The sequence below is a fragment of the Thauera sp. genome, from assembly GCF_047601425.1.
Taxonomy (GTDB): domain Bacteria; phylum Pseudomonadota; class Gammaproteobacteria; order Burkholderiales; family Rhodocyclaceae; genus Thauera.
The window spans coordinates 2,975,047-3,001,287 of the sequence record NZ_JASGJL010000001.1; the positions used below are offsets into that span (position 1 = coordinate 2,975,047).

At 68.3% G+C, this 26,241-nt stretch carries 24 protein-coding genes; 17 read left to right on the top strand and 7 right to left on the bottom strand.

Going from position 1 to position 26,241, the window contains the following annotated elements:
• Positions 1-91 precede the first annotated feature (91 nt).
• From QM748_RS14480 to QM748_RS14490, 3 genes are read right to left on the bottom strand one after another with little or no spacing between them, the layout of a single operon-like run.
• Positions 92-1,030: a transglutaminase family protein gene (locus QM748_RS14480; RefSeq protein ID WP_415248079.1), complete on the bottom strand. Its 939-nt coding sequence runs from the start codon at positions 1,028-1,030 to the stop codon at positions 92-94.
• 34 nt (positions 1,031-1,064) lie between these two features.
• On the bottom strand, positions 1,065-3,746 hold the full coding sequence (locus tag QM748_RS14485; protein ID WP_415247617.1) for a circularly permuted type 2 ATP-grasp protein: 2,682 nt from the start codon (positions 3,744-3,746) through the stop codon (positions 1,065-1,067).
• Positions 3,747-3,753: 7 nt separating this feature from the next.
• Complete coding sequence (locus QM748_RS14490; RefSeq protein ID WP_415247618.1) at positions 3,754-7,230, bottom strand: DUF2126 domain-containing protein; 3,477 nt, start codon at positions 7,228-7,230, stop codon at positions 3,754-3,756.
• A 234-nt stretch (positions 7,231-7,464) separates the two neighbouring features.
• Between QM748_RS14490 and QM748_RS14495 the strand changes: the two genes are divergently transcribed.
• From QM748_RS14495 to QM748_RS14520, 6 genes are all read left to right on the top strand, one after another.
• A complete protein-coding gene (locus QM748_RS14495; RefSeq protein ID WP_415247619.1) occupies positions 7,465-8,568 on the top strand; it encodes a VanZ family protein in 1,104 nt (367 codons plus the stop codon).
• Positions 8,569-8,653: 85 nt separating this feature from the next.
• Positions 8,654-8,974 (top strand): (2Fe-2S) ferredoxin domain-containing protein, encoded by a 321-nt coding sequence (locus tag QM748_RS14500; protein WP_415247620.1) that lies wholly within the window; start codon positions 8,654-8,656, stop codon positions 8,972-8,974.
• Complete coding sequence (locus QM748_RS14505; protein ID WP_415247621.1) at positions 8,971-9,627, top strand: alpha/beta hydrolase; 657 nt, start codon at positions 8,971-8,973, stop codon at positions 9,625-9,627. Before QM748_RS14500 ends, QM748_RS14505 begins: the two co-directional genes overlap by 4 nt.
• Before the next feature lie 36 nt (positions 9,628-9,663).
• Positions 9,664-10,368, top strand: coding sequence for a hypothetical protein (locus tag QM748_RS14510; RefSeq protein WP_415247622.1), 705 nt, complete (start codon positions 9,664-9,666; stop codon positions 10,366-10,368).
• On the top strand, positions 10,365-11,483 hold the full coding sequence (locus tag QM748_RS14515; RefSeq protein ID WP_415247623.1) for a hypothetical protein: 1,119 nt from the start codon (positions 10,365-10,367) through the stop codon (positions 11,481-11,483). The genes QM748_RS14510 and QM748_RS14515 overlap by 4 nt, the downstream gene beginning before the upstream one ends.
• Positions 11,480-12,562 (top strand): hypothetical protein, encoded by a 1,083-nt coding sequence (locus QM748_RS14520; protein WP_415247624.1) that lies wholly within the window; start codon positions 11,480-11,482, stop codon positions 12,560-12,562. The genes QM748_RS14515 and QM748_RS14520 overlap by 4 nt, the downstream gene beginning before the upstream one ends.
• Positions 12,563-12,579: 17 nt before the next feature.
• Here the strand turns inward: QM748_RS14520 and QM748_RS14525 are convergent, their stop codons facing one another.
• Positions 12,580-13,182, bottom strand: coding sequence for a hypothetical protein (locus tag QM748_RS14525; RefSeq protein ID WP_415247625.1), 603 nt, complete (start codon positions 13,180-13,182; stop codon positions 12,580-12,582).
• 180 nt (positions 13,183-13,362) lie between these two features.
• On the opposite strand from QM748_RS14525, the gene cutA reads away from it, so the two are divergent.
• From cutA to nusB, 6 genes are read left to right on the top strand one after another with little or no spacing between them, the layout of a single operon-like run.
• The gene (gene cutA / locus QM748_RS14530) at positions 13,363-13,689 is read left to right on the top strand and encodes a divalent-cation tolerance protein CutA (RefSeq protein WP_415247626.1); all 327 of its coding nucleotides are present in this window, start codon (positions 13,363-13,365) and stop codon (positions 13,687-13,689) included.
• 34 nt (positions 13,690-13,723) lie between these two features.
• Positions 13,724-15,562, top strand: a complete 1,839-nt coding sequence (gene dsbD / locus QM748_RS14535) for a protein-disulfide reductase DsbD (RefSeq protein WP_415247627.1) — start codon at positions 13,724-13,726, stop codon at positions 15,560-15,562.
• A 58-nt stretch (positions 15,563-15,620) separates the two neighbouring features.
• A complete protein-coding gene (locus tag QM748_RS14540; protein ID WP_415247628.1) occupies positions 15,621-16,232 on the top strand; it encodes a riboflavin synthase in 612 nt (203 codons plus the stop codon).
• Positions 16,233-16,292: 60 nt separating this feature from the next.
• Positions 16,293-17,381: a bifunctional 3,4-dihydroxy-2-butanone-4-phosphate synthase/GTP cyclohydrolase II gene (gene ribBA / locus QM748_RS14545; protein WP_415247629.1), complete on the top strand. Its 1,089-nt coding sequence runs from the start codon at positions 16,293-16,295 to the stop codon at positions 17,379-17,381.
• Between the two features lie 22 nt (positions 17,382-17,403).
• Positions 17,404-17,907, top strand: coding sequence for a 6,7-dimethyl-8-ribityllumazine synthase (ribH, locus tag QM748_RS14550; RefSeq protein WP_415247630.1), 504 nt, complete (start codon positions 17,404-17,406; stop codon positions 17,905-17,907).
• Positions 17,904-18,407, top strand: a complete 504-nt coding sequence (gene nusB / locus QM748_RS14555) for a transcription antitermination factor NusB (RefSeq protein ID WP_415247631.1) — start codon at positions 17,904-17,906, stop codon at positions 18,405-18,407. The genes ribH and nusB overlap by 4 nt, the downstream gene beginning before the upstream one ends.
• A gap of 28 nt (positions 18,408-18,435) precedes the next feature.
• Here the strand turns inward: nusB and QM748_RS14560 are convergent, their stop codons facing one another.
• Entirely contained in the window at positions 18,436-19,416 is a 981-nt protein-coding gene (locus QM748_RS14560) for an META domain-containing protein (protein WP_415247632.1), read from the bottom strand.
• 213 nt (positions 19,417-19,629) lie between these two features.
• Here QM748_RS14560 and QM748_RS14565 point away from each other — a divergent pair, with 213 nt between their 5' ends.
• The 5 genes from QM748_RS14565 to QM748_RS14585 all read left to right on the top strand — a co-directional run bounded on the left by QM748_RS14565 (position 19,630) and on the right by QM748_RS14585 (position 23,840).
• Positions 19,630-20,220 (top strand): YXWGXW repeat-containing protein, encoded by a 591-nt coding sequence (locus tag QM748_RS14565; protein WP_415247633.1) that lies wholly within the window; start codon positions 19,630-19,632, stop codon positions 20,218-20,220.
• 144 nt (positions 20,221-20,364) lie between these two features.
• The gene (locus QM748_RS14570; RefSeq protein ID WP_415247634.1) at positions 20,365-21,165 is read left to right on the top strand and encodes an amino acid ABC transporter substrate-binding protein; all 801 of its coding nucleotides are present in this window, start codon (positions 20,365-20,367) and stop codon (positions 21,163-21,165) included.
• A gap of 75 nt (positions 21,166-21,240) precedes the next feature.
• Positions 21,241-21,891 (top strand): amino acid ABC transporter permease, encoded by a 651-nt coding sequence (locus QM748_RS14575; protein WP_415247635.1) that lies wholly within the window; start codon positions 21,241-21,243, stop codon positions 21,889-21,891.
• Between the two features lie 37 nt (positions 21,892-21,928).
• Positions 21,929-22,681: an amino acid ABC transporter ATP-binding protein gene (locus QM748_RS14580; RefSeq protein WP_415248080.1), complete on the top strand. Its 753-nt coding sequence runs from the start codon at positions 21,929-21,931 to the stop codon at positions 22,679-22,681.
• Positions 22,682-22,790: 109 nt separating this feature from the next.
• Complete coding sequence (locus tag QM748_RS14585; RefSeq protein WP_415247636.1) at positions 22,791-23,840, top strand: patatin-like phospholipase family protein; 1,050 nt, start codon at positions 22,791-22,793, stop codon at positions 23,838-23,840.
• A 52-nt stretch (positions 23,841-23,892) separates the two neighbouring features.
• Here QM748_RS14585 and QM748_RS14590 read toward each other — a convergent pair whose 3' ends face one another.
• Positions 23,893-25,218 (bottom strand): DEAD/DEAH box helicase, encoded by a 1,326-nt coding sequence (locus QM748_RS14590; protein ID WP_415247637.1) that lies wholly within the window; start codon positions 25,216-25,218, stop codon positions 23,893-23,895.
• A 578-nt stretch (positions 25,219-25,796) separates the two neighbouring features.
• Entirely contained in the window at positions 25,797-26,180 is a 384-nt protein-coding gene (locus QM748_RS14595; protein ID WP_415247638.1) for an HU family DNA-binding protein, read from the bottom strand.
• Positions 26,181-26,241: the final 61 nt, after the last annotated feature.

Genomic DNA, 26,241 nt, shown 5'->3' on the forward strand with positions numbered 1-26,241 from the left:
GCCAAGCCACGGAGGTGCGCAGAACGCCGCGCCACGGCCCGATTGCGCGGCGTGCACCTCGCTGGTGCGCACCAGCCTGGCATCCCATGCATCATGCTGGTGCATGCCGTTCTCCGGATGCCGGCGGCGGCACGGGCATCACCGTCACCGCGACGTCCGCGGCATGGCGGGCGCCGCCCAGGATCACGCCGCGCAGCGGGCAGACGTCGCCGTAGTCCCGCCCCCAGGCCAGCGTGATGTGGCCCTGCGCCGGCTGCATGGCATTGGTCGGGTCGAACTCCACCCAGCCGATGCCCGGGCACCACACTGCGACCCAGGCATGCGAGGCATCGGCACCGATCAGCCGCGGCCGGCCCGGCGGCGGTTCGGTCAGCAGGTAGCCGGACAGATAGCGCGCTGCCAGTCCCAATGAGCGCAGGCAGGCGATCATCAGGTGGGAAAAGTCCTGGCACACGCCATGGCGCTCGGCAAAGACTTCGGCCACCGGCGTGGCGACGCTGGTCGCCGCCGGGTCGAAGCGGAATTCGGCATGGATCAGCGAGGACAACTCCTGGGCCGCCTCCAGCAGCGGCCGGCCGGGGGTGAAGCAACGCGCGGCATAGGCGGCGTAGATCGCGGTTTCCTCGCCGAGCGCGACGAAGGGCGAGGCGAAACGGTACTGGCCGGCGTCGCGCGCATCGGCCTGCAGCGGTGCATGGCCGGACAGCGCATCGCGCAGATGGTCGCGCGCGGCCTCCCAGGGCAGGCTCTGCGCCGGCTCGGGCCAGTCCTGCACCTGCACGCCGACGAGACTCACCGCCTCCACGCTCAGTTGCTCGTGCCGCGCATGCAGGCCGAAGTGCGTCGTCGGGTTGCCGAAGAAATCCAGGCGCTCGCCACGCGTGGCCGGCTCGGGCGAAATCGTCAGGCGGTGCCCGAACAGGCGCTGGCGCGGCATCGCGCGCGGGCGGAGGTGGGCGATCTGCTGCGACAGCAGCACCGGGCTGGCGTAGCGATAGGTGGTGTCGTGAGTGATCTCGTAGCAGTGCATCGACGATTCGCCGGCCGTCGGCATGCATGGCTGTTCAGCGCGAGGCGGTTGCATGGCTGCGCGCGTCCAGGTGGGTGAAGTAACGGTGGGAGATGCCGTCGGCCAGCGCATTGCCGGCGCTCCATATCCGCCGCAACAGCGACGCGACGGCCTCTCTCGCCTCGATCGCGGAGGCTTTGCGGGGGTCGAGCGTCAGCCTGTCGAAGCAGTCGCACTCGAGCTCCGTGTCCAGCTCGGCCAGCAGCACCTGCAAGGGCTCGCCAAGCGACTGGCCGTCCGGCAGGCGGGCAACGTGCTCGATCAGCGATTCGAGCTGATAGCGCAAGGCACGCGGGTTGTCGGCGTCGAACATCACCAGCTCGGCGACCGGCCGCGGCGCGAGCCCGCGCGTATTGCGGCTGCGGTAGCGGATCTCGCCGTCGGTGACGGCCAGCAGCGCTTCCAGCGCCCCCTGTTCCGGCACCGTCAGCAAGGCAGACAGCGCCGAAGTGAGGAATTGCAGGCGTTCGATGCGCCGGCCGATGGACAGGAAACGCCAGCCGGCATCGCGCGGCATGCTCTCGATGACGAAACCCGACAGCGTCACCAGCGACAGCAGCGATTCGTCCAGCCGCTGCATCGCCTCGCCCAGACTCGGCGCGGCCGGCACCGGCGCGGCGAATTCGGCCAGGCGGTTGTAGATGCGCCAGCTGTCCGGCGACAGGCGGTCGCGCAACTGCGCCGCCAGCCGCAGCACGCCGCGCAGGTTGGCAACCACGCTGCCGCTCTGGCTCTCGTCGAACAACGCACCCGCCAGCCGTTCGATGCCGCACTCGGTGGAAGGGGAAGCATCCTTGGGCACCGCCGCACCATCGGCCGGCCCCATTTTCTGCGCCGATCCCTCGCCCCCTGCCGCATCCTCCCCTGCGGACAGCCGCAGGCCGCAGCGCTCGCACAGGCTGGCCAGCGCCGCCAGCGTCGGCGTCGCCCATGGTCCCGCTTCCTCGCCCGGCCCTTTCCCCCCACGGCGGCCGAACTCCACCAGTCCGCCGAGCCGCCTCAGGGTTTCCCGCCCCAGGCGTGCCGAACCATCGGCGCGTTCGCTGTAGCGGCCCAGCCAGAAGAAATTTTCCGCAACCCGGCTTGCCAGGCCTGGCAGCGGCATGTCGAGCTCGCGCGGCGCAAGCTGGCCGGGCACCACGGGCGCCGGCCGGCGCACCGTGGATACCGCGCCGCCCAGCACCCAGGCATCCTTGCTGCCGCCGCCCTGCTGCATCGACACCACGCGCATGTCGGTCTCGGAGGCGACGCGCACCAGGCCGCCAGGCATCACGCGGAAACCGTCGGGCGAGGCGGCGACGAACACCCGCAGGCCGATGTTGCGCGCCACCAGTCCGCCAGCCGCTTCTGCATCATCGGCCAGTACCGGCGCCTGCGAGATATTCACCATTTCCTGCGCGACGAAATCGAAAGGCCGCTCGGTGATGCGCGCGGCCAGCGCTTCCAGTTCCGCAGGCGGCAGGTCGCGGCAGAACACCGGCCCGCCGCGCATGGCCGGATAAGCCGGCTTGACCACCAGTTCGCTCAGCCGCGACAGCGCATGGGCGCAGGCCGCCGCTTCGCCGCACCACCAGGTCGCCACCGAGGGCATCTTCAGCTTCTGCCCCAGCAGGTGTTCGGCCAGGCGCGGCAGGTAGCCCAGCAACGCGCCGGTCTCGAGGATGCCGCTGCCGAGCGCGTTCGCCACCGTCACGCCGCCGGCGCGCACCGCCGCCACCAGCCCGGCCACGCCAAGCGCCGAGTCGTCGCGCAGCTCCAGCGGATCGCACCAGATGTCGTCCACCCGGCGCAGGATCACATGCACCCGGCGCAGGCCGTCCAGCGTGCGCAGGAAGACCTGCTCGTCACGTACCGTCAGGTCCTGGCCTTCGACCAGCGGAAACCCCATCTCGCGGGCGAGGAAGGCATGCTCGAAGTAGGTTTCGTTGTACGGCCCCGGCGTCAGCACCACGATCAGCGGCGCACCACCGCCGCCCTCGCCTTCCCCGCCGGGAGGCGCCAGTGCGGCAAGACTGTCGCGGAAATCCTCGAAGAAGGGCGCCAGCGGCTGCGTGCCGGCTGCGCGGTACAGCTCGGGCAGCGCGCGCGCCACCACGCCGCGGTTCTCCAGCGCATAACCGGCGCCGGACGGCGCCTGGGTGCGGTCGGCCACCACCCACCAGCGGCCGTCGGGCGAGCGTGCCAGATCGACCGCATACAGATGCAGGAACAGGTCGCGCGGCTGCTTCGCCCCCACCAGCGGGCGCAGGAAACCGCTGTGGCCGTAGATCAGCGCGGGCGGGATCAGCCCTTGCTGCAGCAGGTTCTGCTCGCCGTAGAGGTCGGCGAGGATCAGGTTGAACAGCGTCGCGCGCTGGATCACCGCGGCCTCGATCTGGGCCCATTCCGTCGCCGGCAGGATGTAGGGCAGCAGGTCGAGATCCCAGGGCCGCTCGAAGCCGCGCGGGTCGGCATACACGTTGTAGGTGATGCCGTTCTCGTGCACCAGCCGGCGCAGCGCCGCCCGCCGCGCCTCCGTCTCGGCCGGCGGCAGCGCCGCCAGCTGGTGGAAGAAGTCGCGCCAGTGCGGCCTCACCACCACCACGCTGCCGATGCGCTGGCAAAGTTCGTCGTAGCGGTCGGGCCGCGCGGCGTAGCGGGCGAGCAGTTCGGGCGGGCTTTGCGGCTGGACCTGCATGACGCCCTCAGCCCTGGCGACGCAGGTCGAGGGTGAAGGGGAAGTCGGCGTTGCGCGTCGCCGGCGCCGGCGCAATGCGTCCCGGCGTGTGGCCGGTGACGGTGAAACGCGCCAGACGGCGGCCTTCGGCCTCGTAGGGATTGACCGGATAGGCCTCGTGGTTGCGCCCGCCCGGGTGGGCGACGTGGTAGGTGCAGCCGCCCATCGAGCGCTGCATCCAGCCGTCGACCAGGTCGAAAGTCAGCGGCGCATGCACGCCGATGGTCGGATGCAGGCAGGACGGCGGCTGCCAGGCGCGGTAGCGCACGCCGGCGACGAACTCGCCGACGATGCCGGTGGGCTGCAGCGGGATCGCGCGGCCGTTGCAGCTCAGCACGTGGCGGTCGTCGTTGAGGCCGCTGACCTTGACCTGCAGGCGCTCGACCGAGGAATCGACGTAGCGCACGGTGCCGCCGACCGAGCCCTCCTCGCCCATCACGTTCCAGGGTTCGAGCGCCATGCGCAGCTCGACCCGGACGCCGCGCGCGGCGAACTCGCCGTATTTGGGGAAGCGGAACTCGAAATGCGGCGCGAACCAGTCGAACTCCATCGGATAGCCGAACTCGCGCAGTTCGTCGATGACGTCGCGGAAGTCCTCCGCCACCCAGTGCGGCAGCAGGAAGCGGTCGTGCAGCTCGGTGCCCCAGCGCCGCAGCCGGTCGGGCGCGTAGGGCTGGCGCCAGAAGCGGGAAATCAGCGCGCGCAGCAGCAGTTGCTGGGCCAGGCTCATGCGCGCATGCGGCGGCATCTCGAAGGCGCGCAGTTCCAGCAGGCCGAGGCGGCCGGTGGGGCCGTCCGGGCTGTAGAGCTTGTCGATGCAGAACTCGGCGCGGTGGGTGTTGCCGGTGGCGTCGATCAGCAGGTTGCGCAGCAGGCGGTCGATCAGCCAGGGCGGCACCTGCATGCCGGGATCGGGGAACTGCTGGAAGGCGACTTCCAGCTCATGCACCGAATCGTGGCGGGCCTCATCGACGCGCGGCGCCTGCGAGGTCGGGCCGATGAAGAGGCCGGAAAACAGGTAGGACAGGCTGGGGTGGTTGTGCCAGTAGCTGACCAGGCTGCGCAGCAGGTCGGGCCGGCGCAGGAAGGGCGAATCCACCGGCGTGGCGCCGCCGAGCACGAAGTGGTTGCCGCCGCCGGTGCCGGTATGGCGTCCGTCGAGCATGAACTTCTCGGTCGACAGGCGCGACTGGTGGGCCTCCTCGTACAGCGTGGTGGTGCGCTCGACGAGTTCGTCCCAGTTGCCCGCCGGGTGGATGTTGACCTCGATCACACCCGGGTCGGGGGTGATGCGGAAGCTCGACAGGCGCGGGTCGGACGGCGGCTCGTAGCCTTCGAGCACGACCGGCAGGGCGAACTCCTCGGCCGTGGCTTCGATCGCGGCGACGACTTCGAGGTAATCCTCCAGCGCCGAGGTCGGCGGCATGAAGATGTACAGCAGGCCGCCGCGCGGCTCGGCGCAGATCGCGCTGCGGGTGATCCAGCCGGCGGATTCGTAGGGGCCGGGGCGGCGGGCCGGGTCGTAGCGTTCGTCGCGGCTGGCAAGCGCCGCGGTGTCGGCGCCGGGCAGGGGCATCGCCGCTTCGCCATCGACGTCGTGCTGGCCCGCGTGCTCGACGTGGCTCGGCGTCCAGCCGCCGGGTTGCGCATCGAAGCCGAGGCCGCTGTCGGCACCGATCGTCACGCCCGCCGGGCGCAGTTGATGGCGCAGCGCGGCGTGGGCCGGCAGCGCCGGGAAGGCCTGGTTGGGGTCGGTCTGATGGATCCACGGATAATCGCCCTTGCCGGCCCAGGGTTGGGAGTCCAGCGGCAGGCGGTAGCCGATCGGCGAATCGCCCGGGATCAGGTACAGGCGTTCGGCGCGCAGGAACCACGGTCCGCTCTGCCAGCGCTGCGGGCCGCTGTGGCTGCGCACGATCGGCAGCACGTGGCCGATGACCTCCTTCAGGCCCTGCTCGAAGACCTTGGTCAGGCGGGCGCGCTCGAGCGGATCATCGACGCGCGAGTCGTGCGGGTCGACGTTGGTCGGCAGCTTGCGCTCGCGCCACAGGTAGTACCAGGCATCCTCGAAGGCCGGCATCATCCACTTGCCGGCGACGCCGAGGCGTTCGGCGACGCGGGCGAGGAAGGCCGCCGCGGTCTGCTCGTCCACCTGGGTACCGGAGAGTTCGCGCGCAAACAGCTCCGGGTCGCGCCACAGCGGCTCGCCGTCCTTGCGCCAGTAGCAATTCAGCGACCAGCGCGGCAACTGTTCGCCCGGATACCACTTGCCCTGGCCGAAATGCAGCAGGCCCTGCGGCGCATAGTGGTCCTTGAGCCGGAACATCAGGTTCTCGGCCAGCGTGCGCTTGCTCGGTTTGCTGGTGTCGCGGTTGAAGGGATCGAGCGCATCGCCGTTCCAGGCCGCGCCGTCGCGGTCGTCGAGCGAAACGAAGGTCGGCTCGCCGCCCTGGGTCAGGCGCACGTCGTCGGCGTCCAGATCGCCGTCGATGCGGTGGCCGAGCGCTTCGATCGCCGCCCATTGCTCCTCGGTATAGGGCTTGGTGACGCGCGGCGCTTCCCATACCCGCTCGACCTTCATGTGGTGCTCGAACTCGCATTCGCACTCGTCGGTGAAGCCGGTGATCGGCGCCGCCGAGGACGGCTCGGGCGAGCAGGCGAGCGGGATGTGGCCTTCGCCGGCGAACAGGCCGGAAGTCGGGTCCAGCCCGACCCAGCCGGCGCCGGGCAGGTAGACCTCGCACCAGGCGTGCAGGTCGGTGAAGTCCACTTCGGTGCCCGAAGGGCCGTCGAGCGACTTCACGTCGGGCGTGAGCTGGATCAGGTAGCCCGACACGAAGCGCGCCGCCAGCCCCAGGTGGCGCAGCAGCTGCACCAGCAGCCAGGCCGAATCGCGGCAGGAGCCGCTCGCCAGGGTCAGGGTTTCCTCCGGCGTCTGCACGCCGGGCTCCATCCGCACCAGATAGCGGATGTCCTGCTGCAGGCGCTGGTTGAGCGCGACGAGGAAATCGACGCTGGGCTGCGGTTCGCGCGGAATCGAGGCCAGGTAGGCCGCGAACTTCGGCCCCAGCGTCTCGGCCGGGGCCTTGACCAGATAGGGCGCGAGTTCAACGAGCTGGCCGTCGTCGTAAGCGAAGGGAATTTCCTTGGCGCTCGGCTCGAGGAAGAAGTCGAAGGGGTTGATCACCGACATCTCGGCGACCAGATCGACTTCGACGCGGAATTCGGTGGTCTTCTCCGGGAAGACCAGCCGCGCCAGATAGTTCGACTGCGGATCCTGCTGCCAGTTGATGAAGTGCTCCGCCGGCTCGACCTTCAGCGAATAGGCATGGATCGGCGTGCGGCTGTGGGGTGCCGGGCGCAGGCGGACGACCTGCGGCGACAGCGCCACCGGGCGGTCGTAACGGTAATGGGTAATGTGATTCAGCTTGACGTGGATGGACACGAGAGCCTCGCAGGACACGGTTGGGCAACAGCCTTCGCCACAGCAAGAACCGTGCGCATCTGAAAATCGAGGCCGACGCCATGCAACCCGGCAGCAGCTCTCACCCGTCACGCACCTGGATCGCACATCGCGCACCACGGCGGTGCATGGACCACATGTTCACAGGGAACTGGCAGAATCCGGGGGCTCGGACCCCCAAGCCCGCATGTGCGGCGCTTGCCGTGCCCACATGCCATGAGCCGAACCGCGCGCCCCTCCTCGCTGCCCCGCAATCTCGCCATCGCCTATGCGGCGCTGGTGGCCTACGCCTGCCTGCATCCGCTGGCAGGCTGGAGCGACAGCGGACTGCCGCTGTTCGACTACCTGTGGGCGCCATGGCCGCGCTACTTCATCCTCGACGACTTCCTGTTCAACATCCTCGGCTACCTGCCCTTCGGCTTCCTTGCCGCCGCCGCGCTGCCGGCGGGCAGGCCGGCCTGGCGCGGCGCCGCACAGGTCACCATGCTGGCGGCACTGCTGAGCCTGGGCCTGGAAACCCTGCAGAACCTGCTGCCCAGCCGCATCGCCAGCAACCTCGATCTCGGCGCCAACATCCTGGGCGGCCTGCTCGGCGCGATGCTGGGGATACGCTGGGGGCAGGACTGGTTCGGCCCCCGCGGCATCATCCATCGCTGGCGCACGGCCTGGATCATCGGCGGACGCACCGGCGAAGCGGGCCTGGTCCTGCTCGCCCTGTGGCTGCTGAGCCAGCTCAGTGCCACCGACCTGCTGTTTTCCAGCGGCAACCTGCGCCAGCTGCTCGGCATCGCCGGACCATTGCCCTTCAGCCCCGAGCGCTTCATCGCCTTCGACACCGCGCTGACCGCAGCCTCGATCCTGGCCGTCGGCCTCTTCACACGCTGCATGATGCGCGCGCGCAATCCACTGCCGATCGTGCTGCTGCTGGCGCTGGGCATCGGCGCCAAGAGCCTGGCGACCGCCACCTTCTTCGAACCCGGCGCACCGCTGGCCTGGCTGACGCCGGGCGCCGAACGGGGACTGGCGATCGGCGGCGTGCTGCTGGCCGCCGCGCTGCTGCTGCCCCGCCTCGCCCAGCACGCGCTCGCCGGTACCGCTCTGCTGGGCGCCACCGCGCTGGTCAACCTGATGCCCGACAATCCCTACCTCGCCTACAACCGGCAGTTGGCCCACCTGAGCAACGTGCTGAACTTCCACGGCCTCACCGACCTCGTCGACAGCCTGTGGCCTTTTGCCGCATTGGCCTACCTGTCGGCGCTCGGCCTGTGGCGCGGCGAACATCTGACCGCCAAGGCAGGCGAGCGGCGCCAAGGCCTATAATCGCCGCAAGCTTTCCGCGCGGCCGGCGCTGCCCGCCCCGGCCAGCCCCCTGACCTGCGCCTCTTTGCCAAACCACGAGACACCGATGAGCTACTTCAAGCACCACGTCTTCGTCTGCTGTAACCAGCGCGACGGCGGCCAGACCTGCTGCAACGACCACCGCGCCAGCGAGCTGCAGGCCTATGCCAAGGATCGCTGCAACGCGCTCGGCCTGCGCGGCAAGGGCAGCGTGCGCATCAACAAGGCCGGCTGCCTGGGCCGCTGCGACGACGGTCCGGTGCTGGTGGTCTACCCCGACAATGTCTGGTACACCTTCGTGGACGAGGAAGACATCGACGACATCATCGACAACCATCTGGTGCATGGCCGCATCGTCGAGCGCCTGCGCCTGCCGGAGGAAGCATGAGCCGCTCCCTGCCCACCGAATCCGCGCTGCTGCGCGGCGCCGAAGGCCACATCGAAGTCCTGATCGACGCGCCGGAAACCGTGCGCGGCATCGCCCTGGTGTGCCACCCGCATCCCTTGTTCGGCGGCGCCAACACCAACAAGGTGGCGCACACCCTGGCACGCAGCTATCGCGACCTCGGCTACGCCGTGATCCGGCCGAACTTCCGCGGCGTGGGCCAGAGCGAAGGCAAACACGACGAAGGCGTCGGCGAGACCGAGGACATGCTGTCGGTGATCAGCTGGGCGCAGTCACGCTGGGGCAGCCTGCCACTGGCGCTCGGCGGCTTCTCCTTCGGCGGCTACGTGCAGGTGCGCGTCGCCAACCGGCTGGCCGACAGCATCGCGCCGCCGCGGCAGCTGATCCTGGTCGGCACGGCCGCCGGCGACACCACCGGCAGCGGCCGCAACTACCAGACGCCGGCGGTGCCGAAGAACATTCCGACGCTGCTGATCCACGGCGAGAACGACGACACCGTGGCGCTGGCCAACGTGCTCGACTGGGCACGGCCGCAGGAACTGCCGGTGATCGTGGTGCCGGGCGCCGACCACTTCTTCCACGGCAAGCTGCACATCATCCGCGAGCTCATCGCCCGCAACGTCGCCCCAGCCTGACCTGGCCCCCGAGGGCCTCGCCGGAGGTAGACCGCCATGCATCCGCTCCGTGTTCTGGTGCTTGCCCTGCTGTCGGCGGCGGCCGCTCCAGCCGACGCCGACGATCTGCCGGTTGCGAGGCCGGCCGGCCCCTTCTTCGAAACCGAGCACGTCGACGTCGCCGTAAGCGGTTCGGTCATCGTCGGCGTGGCCTCCAGCAATGCGCTCGGCGGCCATGCCGTGCAGCAACTGCGGCTTTCGCCATGGCCGGCCATGGCGGGAAACCAGCTGTGCTTGACGGTGCTGTCACGCGACGGCGTCTATTATTCGCACAACACTTACGACGTGCCGGCGCTGGAGCGCGCCCGGCCAGTGCAGCTGCGCTACGACACCGCACTTCAGGCGCGCCTGAACAAGTATGCCGATGACGAACTGGCCATGCGTGCCCGCCCCGGCGCCTGCGAAACGAGCGGCAACGAGTACTACGTACTCGACGCCGGCGCGGGGAAACGGCCGGAAACGATCCACATCTTCGTCAATTCCTTCGGCGCGACCGACGTCTTCTGGCACGACAAGGGCACCGACACCCATGGAAACTGCGACGCGATCGATGTCGGCCGGCGCACGAGCTTCGATCATCAGTGCGAAATCAGATGGCCGGCCAGCACCAGGGAACGCCTCGATCTGCGCATCGAACGTGAACGCTACGGCCGCGAAATGCCCGCCGCGGACCTGACGCTCTTCCTCTCTCCCCAGCCATGACGCAGCCCGGCGAAGGCCCGTCGTCGTGGGCAATGGCGCGGCAGCGCATCGAGGCGGTCGGCGAATTCCTGCGGAGCGTGCTGCTGCGCCTCGCCGTCGCCGCGCTGCCACTGCTCATCGGCGGCCTCGTCGTGTTGCTGGCGATGAACCTGGTATTTCCGCCGAGCTGGCATTTCAGCGTCAACGCCCGCACCGATACCGCAGTGCTCGACTTGCCCGCAACACGCGAAACGAGCTGGCGCATCGAAGGCGCCACGCTATGCAGCACGGAGGCACTTGCGCTGCCTGCCGAAACGAACCGCCCGGCAGCGTGCGGCGGCAGGCGCTGGCACGCCCATCGGCTGCCGACGGGCAGCGATCCGATACTGGATGAGCAGGTGCTGGTTCTCGGCGCCCAACCGCCTGCGTCCACCGGCCCTCCTGCCATCAAGGTCACCCTGACCGTCGATGCCGATGGCGCCCTGCAGGCCTCGTTCCGTTCGGGCGGCGACTACGGTCTCGGCGTGCTGCGGCTGAACGACCGGCCCGCCGAAATCGCACTGGGCACGCAGATCAATCTCGTCTGGCCCACCGAAGGCCGGCCGCGCGATCTCGTTTTCCCCTTCATTGCCGAACAGCTGCGGATCGGGCGCGACATCGCCTGGTCCGATACCAGCATGCTGCACAGCGGCCGGCTCGCCGTCTATACCGGCTCGGAACAGTCACTGGCCAAGCGCGCCCTGATCGAACAGGTCGATCTGCTGCCGGGCGACCAGGTGCGGCTCAGCCAGTTACGCGGCGGAAGCCCGCTTCAGCCAAAGGGTTTCCTGCGCTTCGAGCGCAATCCGGCAGAAGAAGCTCCGTCGCTTGCGATCATTGCTTTCGGTGGCGCCGAAAGCGTGCGCATAGAGCGCTTCGGCGACAACGGCTATGATTTCCGCCCCGGCTGGTGGGCCAGCATCATGTACGACCGCTGGCTGGCGATCTGGCTGGCCATCACGGCCGGCCTGCTCAGCCTGCTAGGCGGCTACGCCAGTTGCCGTGACATGCGTGCCCCTCCGCTGGGCCGCGCCTGGACGATTCTGCGCAGCAGCTGGCTTGGCGAGCCCATGCCCATCGATGAGGAGCAACGATGAAACGCGCTGGTTCACTCCTTTGCACGTTCATGCTGAGCTTGCTGTGGCCGTCCATCGTCCCGGCCCAGCAGGCCGTCGTGACGACCCACGACAGCGCCGCAATCGAAGTCGGCCAGGCCTTTCTTGCCCGCCACGGCAGCGACTGCCTGGCGATCCTGCCACAGCACGTCGTCCAGGAGGTTGGCCGCCCCGCCCTGCTGCGCGAAGGCAAGCCGCCGCTGATCGGCGAGACACGCTCGGCCGCCGACCTCGGCAACGACCTCGCCGTCCTGCGCATCGAAGGCGGCATCTCCGGCGCTTGCGGCGCCGGGGCCCTCAGCATCCGCCGCGACATCGCCCGCCTGTTGCAGCAGGGCCGGCTCGGCACGCTGCGCTCGGTCAATGGTGACGGCACCATCGCTCAGCTCGCCGTCACCCTGGTCGACGACGATGGCCACAGCCTGCTCCGCATCCAGCCCACCCATCCCGACAATCCGATTCGCAAGGGTTTGAGCGGCAGCCTGCTGATGATCGACGGCATTGCCGCCGGCATGCTGCTGTCCGTGAATGCACGCTCGGGCATCGGCACGGTGATGCGCATCGACGCACTGCTGGCACGGGTAGACCGTCATCTATTGACGGCCGGTATCGGCACCACGCCCACTCCGGGCGGCAAGCCGGCCCACGCCAGCGGTGCCCAGGTGCTCGCCTGGAGTTCACTGCCGCGCAGCGAGGACTACCGTGCAGCCAACCTGCTCTCAGGCGACGAAAACACACCGCCCTGGATCACCACACCCGCGCGCTGGCCGGTCAGCGTCGACCTGCAAGCGGGTGAAGGCATCGTCACGATCAGCGGCATCACGTTCGACACCCTCGGCCTGGAGGACAGCGGCCAGCGGCCGGCGGCGGTCGAGATATTCATCAACCTCAGCGGCGAGCCCCATGGCTGGCGCACGATACGCTCGGCGGCGCTGGAGTATGTCGAAGGCATCGCGCGCGTGGAATTCGCCCCGCTACGCGCCCGGCAGATCAGATTGAGTTTTTCCCGCCCGGCCGACGGTGGCGTCACGCTGGCGCTGCGGCGCGTGGCGCTGCACTGAAGCTGGCCTGGCCCGGCTCAACGCAAGCGGGCGGTGGCCAGGAAGCGCGTACTGCCTTTATCCAGTCGCACCACACCAGCCAATGCATTGTCGTCCTTCAATGTGAGCTGGGCATTGTTGCCCCCGTAATTGAGCATGAACTCCATTCCACTCACCTGGCCTGCCCAGCTATTGCTGCGGAACGTACCGGCCGCAGGGTCGCGCTTCCCCAGGCCGATCAGCAGCGCGTTGCCGTTCTTCGCCAGATAGGCCGTCGAGGCCTCGACGATGGGCCGGGGTGCGGATGGGTCCGGCGCCAGCTCCAGATGAAGAGTGTCCAGATTCATCACTGCTGCCTTGAAGGCCATTGCGCGCATCACGCTGTCGGCGCTCGCCAGCCCGGCTTCGTATGCGACCAGCCGCATCGCCTCGTCACCGCTCTTGATCATCGTATCGAAAGTCGCCAGACGCATGTTCTGGTCGGCACCGGTGAGGATGGCACGCAGTTCCTCGATCTCGCGCGCCTGCGCGCGAGCTTTTTCGAGTATCTGCGCCGCGCTGTCCTGGGCATTCGCCGGCAGCACGGCCGCCATCGACAGGCAGCACACCACGGAAGCGAACAAGGCTCGAATCTGGGACATGGATCGTCTCCGGCAGGGGGTCGTGGGCACGCAGGCAATTTAACCACACCGAACGCTGCGGACAAGCGCTCCACAGCCGGCCCGGCACCGTCCCCCACCCCAAGGCAGCCCTCACTTGATCCGCGACAGCCCAAACAGCTTCCACCTCTGGGACAATCCCGGCAAGCTCCGGAGCACACCATGTCCGACACCCTCCTCGTCCTCACCAACCTGCCCGACACGGCCGACGCCCGCGCGCTGGCGACCGACCTGGTGGAGCAGCGGCTCGCCGCCTGCGTCAACATCCTGGCGCCCTGCACCTCGGTGTATCGCTGGCAGGACGAGATCGAGACGGCGACCGAAGTGCCGCTGCTGATCAAGACCACGGCCGCGCGCTATGCCGAACTGGAAGCGGCAATCCTGGCTCGCCATCCCTACGAACTTCCCGAAATCATCGCGGTCCCTGTGAAGCCGGGCCTACCCGGCTATCTCGGCTGGATCGCGGCCGAAACCGCCCCCGGCGACTGAAACCCGCTCTCATGCCTTTCTTGCAAAGAACACGATGCACCGCCTGCTGATCCTGTTTTCGCTGCTTGCCAGCCTGTTGCTGCCCGGTCTGTCCCTGGCCAACCCGATCGAACCCGAAAGAGCCTTCGCGCTGCGCGCCCAGGCGCTGGATGCTCGGACGGTGGAAGTCGTGTTCCAGGTGGCGAAGGACTACTACCTGTACGGCGACAAGTTCCGCTTCGAGTCCGAGCCTGCCGGCGTCGAATTCGGCCCGCCGGTGAAGCCGGCCGGCAAGTGGCACAAGGATGATTTCTTCGGCCAGGTGGAAACCCATCGCGGCGAATTGCGCATGCTGCTGCCGGTGACGGCGCTTCCCGATGGGATGACCCGCTTCGAACTGGTCGCCACCAGCCAGGGCTGCTGGGACGGCGGCATCTGCTACCCGCCGACGACTCAGCTCGCCGCGATCGATCTCGACGCGCCACCGCAGAAAAGCGGCAGCGGCTTCCTCGGCAATGTGCTCAACGGCAGCTTCGGCGGTGCGGCGGCCTCTTCCGCAAACACGCCAGTCACCGCCGAACCCGCCGCCAGCGCGGCCGTTTCCAGCGACGAGACCGGCGACATCGCCCGCCTGCTGTCAGGCGCCAGCGTGCCGCTGATCCTGCTGAGCTTCTTCGGCTTCGGCCTGCTGCTGGCGTTCACGCCCTGCACCTTCCCGATGATTCCGATCCTGTCCGGCATCATCGTCGGCCAGGGCCACAAGGTCTCGCACATGCGCGCCTTCGTGCTGTCGCTGGCCTACGTGCTGGGCATGGCGGTGACTTACGCGCTGGCGGGCATCGCCGCCGGCATGTCGGGCACGATGCTGAGCGCGGCCTTGCAGAACGTCTGGGTGCTGTCGGCCTTCGCGCTGCTGTTCGCGCTGCTGTCGCTGTCGATGTTCGGCTTCTACGAACTGCAGCTGCCGACCGCGCTGCAAAGCAGGCTGGCCGATTCCGCGAGCCACAACAAGGGCGGCAATCTGGTCGGCGTCACCATCATGGGCGCGCTGTCGGCGCTGATCGTCGGCCCCTGCGTCGCCGCACCGCTGGCCGGCGCCCTGCTCTACATCGCCCAGACCGGCGACGCGGTGCTGGGCGGCTGGGCGCTGTTCGTGATGGCGCTGGGCATGGGCGCGCCGCTGCTGCTGGTGGGCGTGGCCTCGCGCAGCCTGCTGCCCAAGGTCGGGCCGTGGATGGAAGGCGTCAAGAAGGCTTTCGGCGTGATGCTGCTGGCGGTGGCGCTGTGGATGCTGACGCCGGTGATCCCGCCGCTGGCCATGATGCTGGGCTGGGCGGCGCTGCTGCTGTTCTCGGCCATCTTCCTGCACGCGATCGACCCGCTGCCGCACAACGCCAGGGGCTGGCAGCGCTTCTGGAAAGGCGTCGGCGTGCTGCTGCTGCTGTCCGGCGCGGCGATGCTGATCGGCGCCCTGGCCGGCTCGCGCGACCCGCTGCAGCCGCTGGCGGTGCTGCGCGCCGAAGCCGCGGCGCCGGTCAGCCTGCCGCCGTTCGAGAAGGTCGATTCCATCGCCGAGCTCGACGCCCGCCTTGCGGCCACCGACCGCCCGGTGATGCTCGACTTCTATGCCGACTGGTGCGTGTCGTGCAAGGAAATGGAACGCTTCACCTTCACCGACGCCGCCGTCGCCGAGCGCATGGGCCGGATGCTGCTGCTGAAAGCCGACGTCACCGCCAACAGCGACGAGCACAAGGCGCTGCTGAAGCGCTTCGGCCTGTTCGGCCCGCCGGGCATCATCTTCTTCGACGCCGGGGGCCAGGAGCGCAAGGGCCTGCGCGTGGTCGGCTTCATGAAGGCCGAACCCTTCGCGACCGTGCTGGACCGGGCGCTGTAAGCGAGACCAGGGTTTTTACCCTACAATCCCGCCTTTCCCCTTTCGCGTCAGACCTTTCATGTTCTCCGGCATCGTCGCGGCCATCGGCCGCATCGAACACATCGAGCCGCTCGCGGACGGCATCCGCCTCACCGTCGATACCAACGGCCTCGACCTGTCCGACGTCATCGTCGGCGACAGCATCGCACACAGCGGCGTATGCCTGACCGTGATCGAGATGGACGGCCCCAGGCTGAAGTACGACGTCTCGCGCGAGACGCTGAACTGCACCGTCGGCCTGGACGCGGCCGGCAACGAAGTGAATCTGGAAAAGGCGCTGCGCCTGGCCGACCGCCTCGGCGGCCACCTCGTCACCGGCCATGTGGACGGCGTCGGCGAAGTGCTGAAGTTCGAGCCGCTGGGCGAAAGCCACGAACTGGTGATCCGCGCACCGGCGGCGATCGCCGGCTACATTGCGAAGAAGGGCTCGATCACCGTCAATGGCGTCAGCCTGACGGTGAACCAGGTCGAGCAGCGCGACTTCTCGGTCAACCTGATCCCGCACACGGTGGCGATGACCAACCTGAAGCATCTCGCCGCGGGCAGCCGGGTCAACCTGGAAATCGACCTGATCGCTCGCTACGTCGAGCGCATGCTCGCCTGGCGCAGCGAAGAAGCCGCCCAGGCCTGAGCAGCAACGAAACACATGCGCCGCGCCAGACGCCGGCAAGGCACGAACAAAGGAAACAACATGAGCGCACTCGCGCCGATTACCGAGATCATCGCCGACATCAAGGCCGGCAAGATGGTCATCCTGGTCGACGAGGAAGACCGCGAGAACGAGGGCGACGTCGTCCTCGCCGCGGAGTTCGTCACCCCCGAAGCGATCAATTTCATGGTCACGCACTGCCGCGGCCTGGTCTGCCTGACGCTGACCGACGAACGCTGCCGCCAGCTCGGCCTCGAGCAGATGGTGCGCGACAACCGCACGCCGCACGGCACCGCCTTCACCGCCTCGATCGAGGCCGCCACCGGCGTCACCACCGGCATTTCGGCCCACGACCGCTCCCGCACCGTGCAGGTCGCGGTCGCCCGCCACGCCAGGCCGGAAGACATCGTGATGCCGGGCCACATCTTCCCGCTCACCGCGCAGAAGGGCGGCGTGCTGATCCGCGCCGGCCACACCGAGGCCGGCTGCGACCTCGCCCAGCTCGCCGGACTGGAGCCGGCCGCGGTGATCTGCGAGATCCTCAAGGACGACGGCACCATGGCCCGCCTGCCCGACCTCATCGAGTTCGGCAAGGCGCACGGCCTGAAGATCGGCGCCATCCGCGACCTGATCGAATACCGCGCCGCCACCGAGCACCTGATCGAGAAGGTCTGCGACAAGGAAGTTGACACCGCCCACGGCCGCTTCACGCTGTCCGCCTTCGAGGACAAGACCTCGGGCGACGTGCATTTCGCCCTGTCGCGCGGCGACATCACGCCGGAACGCGAAACCCTGGTGCGGGTGCACGAGCCGATCTCGGTGGTCGATTTCCTCGACTCCAGCAGCAATCACCACAGCTTCCCGGTCAACGAATCGCTCGCCGCGCTGGCCGCGGCCGAAGCCGGCGTGATCGTGCTGCTCTACCGGCCGATGTCCGGCCGCGAGCTGCTCGCCAGCCTGAACGGCGGCCAGGATCGCCCGGCGAAATGGGACGCCCGCCTGTTCGGTGTCGGCGCCCAGATCCTGCGCGCGCTGAACGTCGGCAGGATGCGGCTGCTCGCCAGTCCGCGCAAGATTCCGAGCATGGCCGGCTTCGGCCTGGAAATCACCGGCTTCGTCGACAAGAACTGACCGCACCCCACGAGACCTCCGCATGCAACGCAACCAATCCGAAAACGCCCGCCAGGGCGTCCGCTACGACGGCATCGACGAGATCGACCCCAACTTCGACGGCAAGGCCGTGCGCGTCGGCATCGTCATGGCGCGCTTCAACCTCGACATCTGCGAAGGCCTGCTGTCGGCCTGCACCGACGAACTGCTTCGGCTCGGCGTCGCCCGCAGCGACATCCGCATCGTCACCGTGCCTGGCGCGCTGGAAATCCCGCTGGTGCTGCAGACGATGGCGAAGAGCGGCCTGCACGACGCCCTCGTGGCGCTCGGCGCGGTGATCCGCGGCGAGACCTATCACTTCGAGCTGGTCTCCAACGAAATGGGTGCCGGCATCACCCGCGTCGGCCTCGACACCGGCATCCCGATCGCCAACGGCGTGCTGACGACCGAGGACGACGACCAGGCCATCGCCCGCATGAGCGAGAAAGGCGCAGACTGCGCCCGCACCGCGGTGGAGATGGTCAATCTGCTGAAGGTGGTGAAATGAGCGACACCGACGACACCCGGCCGGCCGCCGACGGCGCCGCCGCGCCCAACCCGACTAGCAAGATGGCGCGCCGCCGCGCCCGCGCGCTGGCCCTGCAGGGCGTATATCAATGGCTGCTGTCGGGCAACACCGCGGCGACCGTGCAGCGCCATCTCGAAGCCGAAAGCGACAACTTCGACAAGACCGACCGCGAGCTCTTCGTCAGCCTGCTGCGCGGCGCGATCGACAGCGCCGACGAACTGCGCGCCTGCTTCGAACCGCTGCTGTCGCGCCCGGTGGCCGAGCTGTCGCCGATCGAGCATGCCATCCTGCTGCTCGGCACCCACGAGCTGCGCCACAACATCGAGACGCCCTACCGCGTGGTGATCAACGAGGCGATCGAGCTGGCCAAGGGCTACGGCGGCACCGACGGCCACAAGTTCGTCAACGGCGTGCTGGACAAGACCGCCGCCAGGCTGCGCCCCGAGGAAGTCGAAGCCACCCGCGCCGGCCGCGGCTGACGCGGACGGCTTCCCTCACCGCCTCCGTTCAATCCCGCCGGGCGCGCACGATGCTGCGCTCGGCGGACTTCAGCTCCAGGCTGCCGTCGGCGGCGATGCCGAAGCCATCCACTTCGTCGAGCGCGGCCCGGAAACGCAGCTCCTCGTCCATCAGCGCCTGCTCGCAGGCCATCTTTGTCGCCCCCAGCTCCGACAGCCGCAGGCCTTCGCCCGACAGGACGTAGCGGCCCTGGTAACGGTTGCAGGCGGCGATACCGGCCAGGCTGCCGCCTTCGCCGAAGGCCAGCGTCAGCCGCTGCGGATCGCCGACGCGCCGGCCATCGATCTCCACCACCAGCCACGGCTCGCCCTGCAGCAGCCGCGCCGGATCACCGCCGCAGCCTTTCAGGCGCTGCCCCTGCCAGCTCACTTCGACTGCCGCCGGATGCGGCATGCCGCTCATGCTGTCCACGCACAGGCGATCGACCACGGTGGCCGACATCTCTCCATCGAGCGTGTCGGCACGGTAATGGCGCACCCCGTCCGCCTCCTCGACCAGCGGCCCCGGCGCGACCACACGCGTGTCACCCCAGTCGGTCAGCAGGACCAGCGCCCTAGCCGTCACATCCAGGCGCCAGGACGGTTCGTTGCCGACGGCGCGGAACAGGCGCTCCTCGTCGCCCGCCAAGCGGCATTCGGGCTGGCTCACGCCGGCCAGTTCCAGCATCGCCACATCGCCCTTGCTCCAGAACACCGTGCGCTCGTCGTCCACCGCCACCAGCTTCACGCCCGACGCGGCGATTGCCTGCCGCAAGGCCCAGTTCCGGCCACCGGCGTTCAGGCTTGCACCATCGCCCAGGCGCCTCAGCGTCGCGACCATGTCGCCGCAGCGCCAGCTCTCCTCCAGCGAGGTCGCCGCCGCCATGCGCTGAACGGCAGCCGGGGGTTCCGCCGGCCCCGCGGTTTCAGCCTTGTCGCCGAACAGGCTGCAGCCGCTCAAGGACAGCGCGGACAACATGCAGACGGACATTTTCCGGGCCAGGCTCATCGACATTCCTCGTTCGGGTGAAAACCGCACAGCAGCGGCGACGGACGCCATTCTCATACAGGGCTCCGAGAACGGCACCAGGCAGTCGCCGACCTTACAACTGATTACCTTGCCGGCCCCGCAGGACGCGGGATTTCCTCTACCGTCCGGTTGCCGATATTGCGCACTCCATAGCCTGAACGAAGGACGCCGACGATGAAGCCCTCATGGCCCCCGATGCTGGCAGCAACGCTGGCGCTGCTGCTGACCGGCTGTGCCGTCGCTCCCGACGAACGCAGCTACGGCTACGGCAGCCATGGCTACGATGGCTATGGCGGCCCTTACTACGAACGCGAAATCATCATCGTCACGCCCGCGCCCCGCATCGAGCGCCGCGGGCCGCCGCCCGGCCCGGGCCACGTCTGGATCGGCGGCTACTGGAATCGCGTCGGCCCCCGCCACGACTGGGTGCCAGGCCATTGGTCGCCGCCCGCCCGCCAGCCGCGGCCACCGGCATACCCCCAATGGCAGGGCGGCCGCGACCGCGTCGAGCACCATCGTGATGATCGCGGCCGCGAACCGCCGCGGCTGCACCCGGCGCCGAAGCCGCGCCTCGACCATGACATGCGCCCGGATCGCCCCCGGACACCCGATTTTGGCGAGAAACGCCGGCCACCGCCCGAAGCACGCAAGGATGGACATGACCGACAGCCGCGGCCGGATTTCCGGCCTCGCAACAGTCGGGACAAGTTCAACGACAGGCCGGGCGACAGGCAGCAACCCTCGCTCCACATCAATCGCCGCTGAGTCCGCTGGCGGCCTCGCTGCATCAGCCGGTTGATCCCCCGCCGCATCACGGCGAAAATCACGCCTTCGGCGCCCGTGACATGGGTGCCGAATCGCGGCGTGCAAAGCTTCTGTGCGCCCTCGATCACTCTTTCGGGCAAGACCATGAAGAAACTCACCTCGCTGCTGATGCTCTCCCTCACCGCCGGAGCCCTGCTGGGCGGATGTGGCAACAACGACGCCACCCCGGCAGCACAGTCCGGCGCGGCGCCCGCCGTCCCGGCGAAGATCGTCGTCGGCCTGGACGACAATTTCCCGCCGATGGGCTTCCGCAACGAGAAGAACGAACTGGTCGGCTTCGACATCGACCTGGCACGCGAAGCCGCCAGGCGCCTCGGCGTGGAAGTCGAGTTCAAGCCGATCGACTGGAGCGCCAAGGAAGCCGAGCTGAACGGCAAGCGCGTCGATGCGCTGTGGAACGGCCTGACGATCACCGAAGAGCGGCGCAAGAACATCGGCTTCACCACGCCCTACATGGAAAACCACCAGATCATCGTGGTGCCGGCCAATTCGCCGATCAAGGCCAAGGCCGAACTGGCCGGCAAGGTCATCGGCATCCAGGACGGCAGCAGCGCGATCGACGCGGTGCAGAAGGATCCGATCTCCGGCTCCTTCAAGGAACTGAAGCGCTTCGGCGACAACGTCACCGCGCTGATGGACCTCGCCACTGGCCGCCTCGACGCCGTGGTGCTCGACGAAGTCGTCGGCCGCTACTACACCTCGAAGAAGCCGGACGACTACGTGGTGCTGGACGAGCACTTCGGCACCGAGGAATTCGGCGTCGGCGTGCGCAAGGACGACACCGAACTGCTGGCCCGGATGCAGAAGGCCATGGACGAGATGAAGGCCGACGGCAGCGCCGCCCGCATCTCGAACGAATGGTTCGGCAAGGACATCATCAAGTAAGTCCCGGTCGCCCCGTCCCTTTCCTTCTTCGACCCCGCCGGGCCCGCGACACGGCCCGGCGGACGGACAGGCCGCATGGACTACGTACTCAGCATCATCGGACCGCTTGCCGAAGGCTCGCTGGTCACCCTCAAGCTGTTCTTCATCACGCTGGCGCTGGCGGTGCCGCTCGGGCTGGCGCTGGCGCTGATCCGCATCTCGCGCTTCACCGCCGCCAGCCAGGCGGTCAATGGCTACATCTGGCTGATGCGCGGCACGCCGCTGATGCTGCAGCTGCTGTTCATCTACTTCGCGCTGCCCTTCGTGCCGGTGATCGGCATCCGCCTGCCCGACTTCCCGGCGGCGGTGGTGGCTTTCGCGCTCAACTACGCCGCCTACTTCGCCGAGATCTTCCGCGCCGGCATCCAGTCGATCGACCGCGGCCAGTACGAAGGCGCCAAGGTGCTCGGCTTCTCCTACGGCCAGACCATGCGCCGCATCGTGCTGCCGCAGGTGGTCAAGCGCATCCTGCCGCCGATGAGCAACGAAACCATCACCCTGGTCAAGGACACCTCGCTGATCTACGTGCTCGCCCTCAACGACCTGCTGCGCGCCGCGCGCGGCATCGTCCAGCGCGACTTCACGATCACCCCCTTCGTGGTCGCCGCCGCCTTCTACCTGCTCATGACCCTGGTGCTGACCTGGTTCTTCCAGCGCCTGGAGAAACGCCATGCCGTCTATGACTGAGGCAGCGAGCCCAATGACGACTCCGATGACGGGTCCAATGATTCTCGCCGACGGCATCCACAAGCGCTTCGGCAGCAACGAAGTGCTCAAGGGTGTGTCGTTGACGCTGGCCAAGGGCGAAGTGATCGCGGTGATCGGCCCCTCCGGCTCGGGCAAGAGCACCTTCCTGCGCTGCCTGAACCACCTCGAGACCATCGACGCCGGCCGCATCGACATCGAGGGCGACACTCTGGTGAGCAACGATGCCCAGGGCTGCGCCCGCTACGTCGCCGACGCCGAAGTGCGCCGCATCTGCGCGCGCATGGGCATGGTGTTCCAGCACTTCAACCTGTTCCCGCACCTCACCGTGCTGCAGAACGTGATCGAGGCGCCGATCACGGTCAAGGGCATGAAACGGGAGGCGATCCTGCCCAAGGCCGAGGAGCTGCTGAAGAAGGTCGGCCTGCTAGACAAGCGCGACGCCTACCCCTCGCGCCTGTCCGGCGGCCAGAAGCAGCGCGTCGCCATCGCCCGCGCACTGGCGATGGAACCGGACATCATGCTGTTCGACGAGCCGACCTCGGCGCTCGACCCCGAGCTGACCGGCGAAGTGCTGCGCACCATGCGCCAGCTCGCCGACGAGCACATGACGATGCTGGTGGTCACGCACGAGATGGGCTTCGCCCGCGAAGTCGCCAGCCGCGTCGCCTTCATGGACGGCGGCAAGCTGATCGAATCGCAGCCGTCGGCGGCGTTCTTCGCCAATCCGCAGCATCCGCGCACGCGGGCGTTTCTGGAGAGCATGCTGTAAGCAGGCATCTCCATTCGGGGGCAGAATTCCCGCGATCGGTGGCAATGATGTAGATTGTGCACTGCACAATCAAAATACCCCTTGTCAACACTCGTCCGGGAGAGTGTCCATGTTCGGCAAATTCCTGCGGGCCGGGCGCAGCGATCCGGCCCCTCCCCTCAGCCTCGCCCTGCAGGGCGGCGGGGCGCATGGCGCCTATACCTGGGGCGTGCTGGACCGGCTACTGGAAGAAAACTGGCAGCTGGATGGTGTCAGCGGCACCAGTGCCGGCGCGATGAATGCGGTGGCGCTGGCGCAGGGCTGGACCGCCGGCGGCGCGGAAGGCGCGCGCGCCGCACTGGAAGCTTTCTGGCTGGCGGTGGGCGACAGCACCCCCTTCCATCTCGACCTGATGCACAGCCTGAACCCGGCGCAGGACGGCGGCCTGCCGGCGCCGATGAACATGATGCTGGGACTGGCGCGTCTGTTCTCACCCTATCAGCTCAACCCATTCGAACTGAATCCGCTGCGTGACGTGGTGCGCGCGCAGTTCGACTTCGAGCGCCTGCGGCAAAGCTGCCCGCTGAAACTCTTCATTGCTGCCACCGAGGTGCGCACCGGCAAGGTCCGGTTGTTCCGTACCGGCGAACTGAGCGAGGATGCGCTGCTGGCTTCGGCCTGCCTGCCCACGCTGCACCATGCCGTCGAGATCGATGGCGAGCACTACTGGGACGGCGGCTTCACCGCCAACCCGGCAATCTACCCATTGATGTACGAGTGCACGACGCCGGACGTGCTGCTCGTGCTGCTGAATCCGCTGGTGCGTGACGCCGCACCGCGCAGTGCGAAGGACATCGGCGCGCGCAGCATGGAGCTGGGTTTCTCGACGACCTTCCTGCGCGAAATGCGGATGATCGCGCACGCTCGCAGCTATGTCGGCGAAACGAGCAGCTGGCTGCCGCAGGGACGGCTGGAGCGCAAGCTGACGCGCCTGCGCTTCCACCTGATCGACGCCAGGGAGCTGGGCGACATCAGCGGCGACAGCAAGCTCAACGCCTCGACCCGCTTCCTGCTGCATCTGCGCGAGCTTGGCCGCGCGCGGACCGATGAGTGGCTGCGCCGCCACCGGCGGGACGTCGGCCGGCGCGAATCCGTGGATCTGGAAGCGCTGTTCGCCTGAAGCGCCGCGCCGGTTCGGCTCACCGGCGCTTCAAGCCAGCTCAAGCGCAGGTTCAGCCGCGCGAACCGCGGTCGAAGCGGCCGCCACCGCCGTGGCTGCGCTCGTTGCGCGAGGCATGGCCGTCGCGGCCATAGCCGCCCGCACTGCGGCGGCTGTCGCCACCCGGACGGCCCTGACCGCCGCCATTGCCGAAACGGCGGCCGCCGTTGCCGCCCGGGCGCGGGCTGGACGGACGGCGCGGGGACGGCTCCATGCCGGGGATGGTGTGAACTTCCAGGCGGCCGCCGGTGAAGCGCTCGATGGCACGGATCAGGCCGGTTTCGCGCGGACCCGACAGCGTGATCGCGACACCGTCGCGGCCGGCACGGCCGGTGCGGCCGATGCGGTGCACATAGTCTTCGGCCTGGCGCGGCGGATCGAAGTTGATGACGTGGCTGATGCCGGCAACGTCGATGCCGCGCGCGGCAACGTCGGTCGCGACCAGCACGCCGATGCGGCCCTGGCGCAGGCGGTCCAGCGTGCGGTTGCGCTGGGTCTGGTGCATGTCGCCGTGCAGCGCGGCGGCGGCGATGCCCTTTTCCTGCAGCGACAGCGACAGTTCGTCGGCGCTCTTCTTGGTGGCGGTGAACACCACCGCCTGCTGCAGGCTGTCGTCACCGAGCAGGGCTTCGAGCAGGCGGCTCTTGTGGCCGATGTCGTCGGCGAACATCAGGCGCTGCTCGATCTGGCCGCGATCTTCCTTGGCGACTTCGATCTCGATGCGCTGCGGATCGCGCGTCATGCGCGCGGCCATGTTGCCGACGACGCCGTCGAGCGTGGCCGAGAACAGCAGGGTCTGGCGCTTGGCCGGGGTGGCGGCGACGATGGCATCGATGTCTTCGGCGAAGCCCATGTCGAGCATGCGGTCGGCTTCGTCGAGGATCAGCACTTCGACGTCGGAGAGCTTGAGCTTGCGGCGGTTCAGGTGATCGAGCAGGCGGCCCGGGGTGGCGACGACGACGTCGCACTGGCGCTGCAGCTGCTTGACCTGGGCGAACATCGGCGCGCCGCCGACGAGGCAGGCGGTCCGCAGCCAGCGCAGCGCCTTGCCGTAGGTCTGCACGGCCTTCTCGACCTGCAGCGCGAGTTCGCGGGTGGGCGTCAGCACCAGCACGCGCGGGCCGCTGCCCTGGGCGGGACGGCGGTCGATGATGCGGTGCAGGGCCGGCAGCGTGAAGGCGGCGGTCTTGCCGCTGCCGGTGTGGCTGGAAACCAGCAGGTCGCGGCCGGCGATGGCCGCCGGGATGGCCTGCATCTGCACCGGGGTCGGGGTGGTGTAACCAGTCTGCTCGACGGCCTGGAGGAGTTCTGCGGCAAGGCCGAGGTCGTGGAAGTTCATGTTCTTGTCCTGTGTCTGGCGTGCCGGCTTCGATCTGACGAAGACCGCACGGATTCTGGCTCCCCGGCAGGGAAGCTCATGGCATCGCGCCGCACCGTGCCAGCCTGGCTGGAACGGGAGCGGAATCGCAAGGGCTACGAACGCGCGATGGGCGTGGCTGGTCCGGACGGCCGAAGGCCGCAAGGACCGCGCATCGGCACCAACCGGTTGTCACGATGCCAGACGATCGGAAGAACGAATGGGGATTCGGCGGGAGGTCGGGGGCGATGGGGCTGTGGTTACAGTCCCTCGGGCCAGGTCGGCGGGCACCCTCGTCCGCACCGAAAAGCTCCATGGCCCTGCTGCTGCATTGCACAACGCGGCGGAGTATAACGCCTTTCTTCACTGCTGTCGCCAAAAAGCAGCAAAAAGACTTGACAGGCAGGCTCTCTCCTCCGTGGCAGCCTGGCTGGACACACCTCGGCAAGGAGCCTCCCCGGCGCTGGATCGGCGTCGCGAAAAAAAACGGGCCTGGCGCGCGGCGCTCAGACCCGTCTCCTGGCGGAGAGTCGCCCCTCCGCAGGGTACGACCCGGTTTCTTACTTGTTGACCGCAGCCTTCAGCGTGGCGCCAGCGGTGAACTTGGGCACGCTGGATGCGGCGATCTCGATCGTCGCGCCGGTCTGCGGGTTGCGGCCGGTACGGGCTGCGCGTTCGGAGACTTCGAACGAGCCAAAGCCGGTGAACGCGACTTTCTCACCCTTGCCGAGCTGCTCGGCGATGATGTCGAGCACGGCGGACAACGCACGATCGGCTTGCGCGCGGGAGACATCCAGACGGTCGGCCAGCGCTTCGACGAATTCACCTTTGTTCATGCTTTTCCTCGATTGGTGTGTGTGTGGAGTTTGGGAAGTCCTATCTACGCGGCGGATTCTAGCACCGTCGCGGCTTGTGGAGCATTTCCCGGCGAACATGCGTGACATGTTCCATAAGCCTTACGCATGCAGCGGCACTTGCACGACTCGGAATGGGGACTTCCGCGCT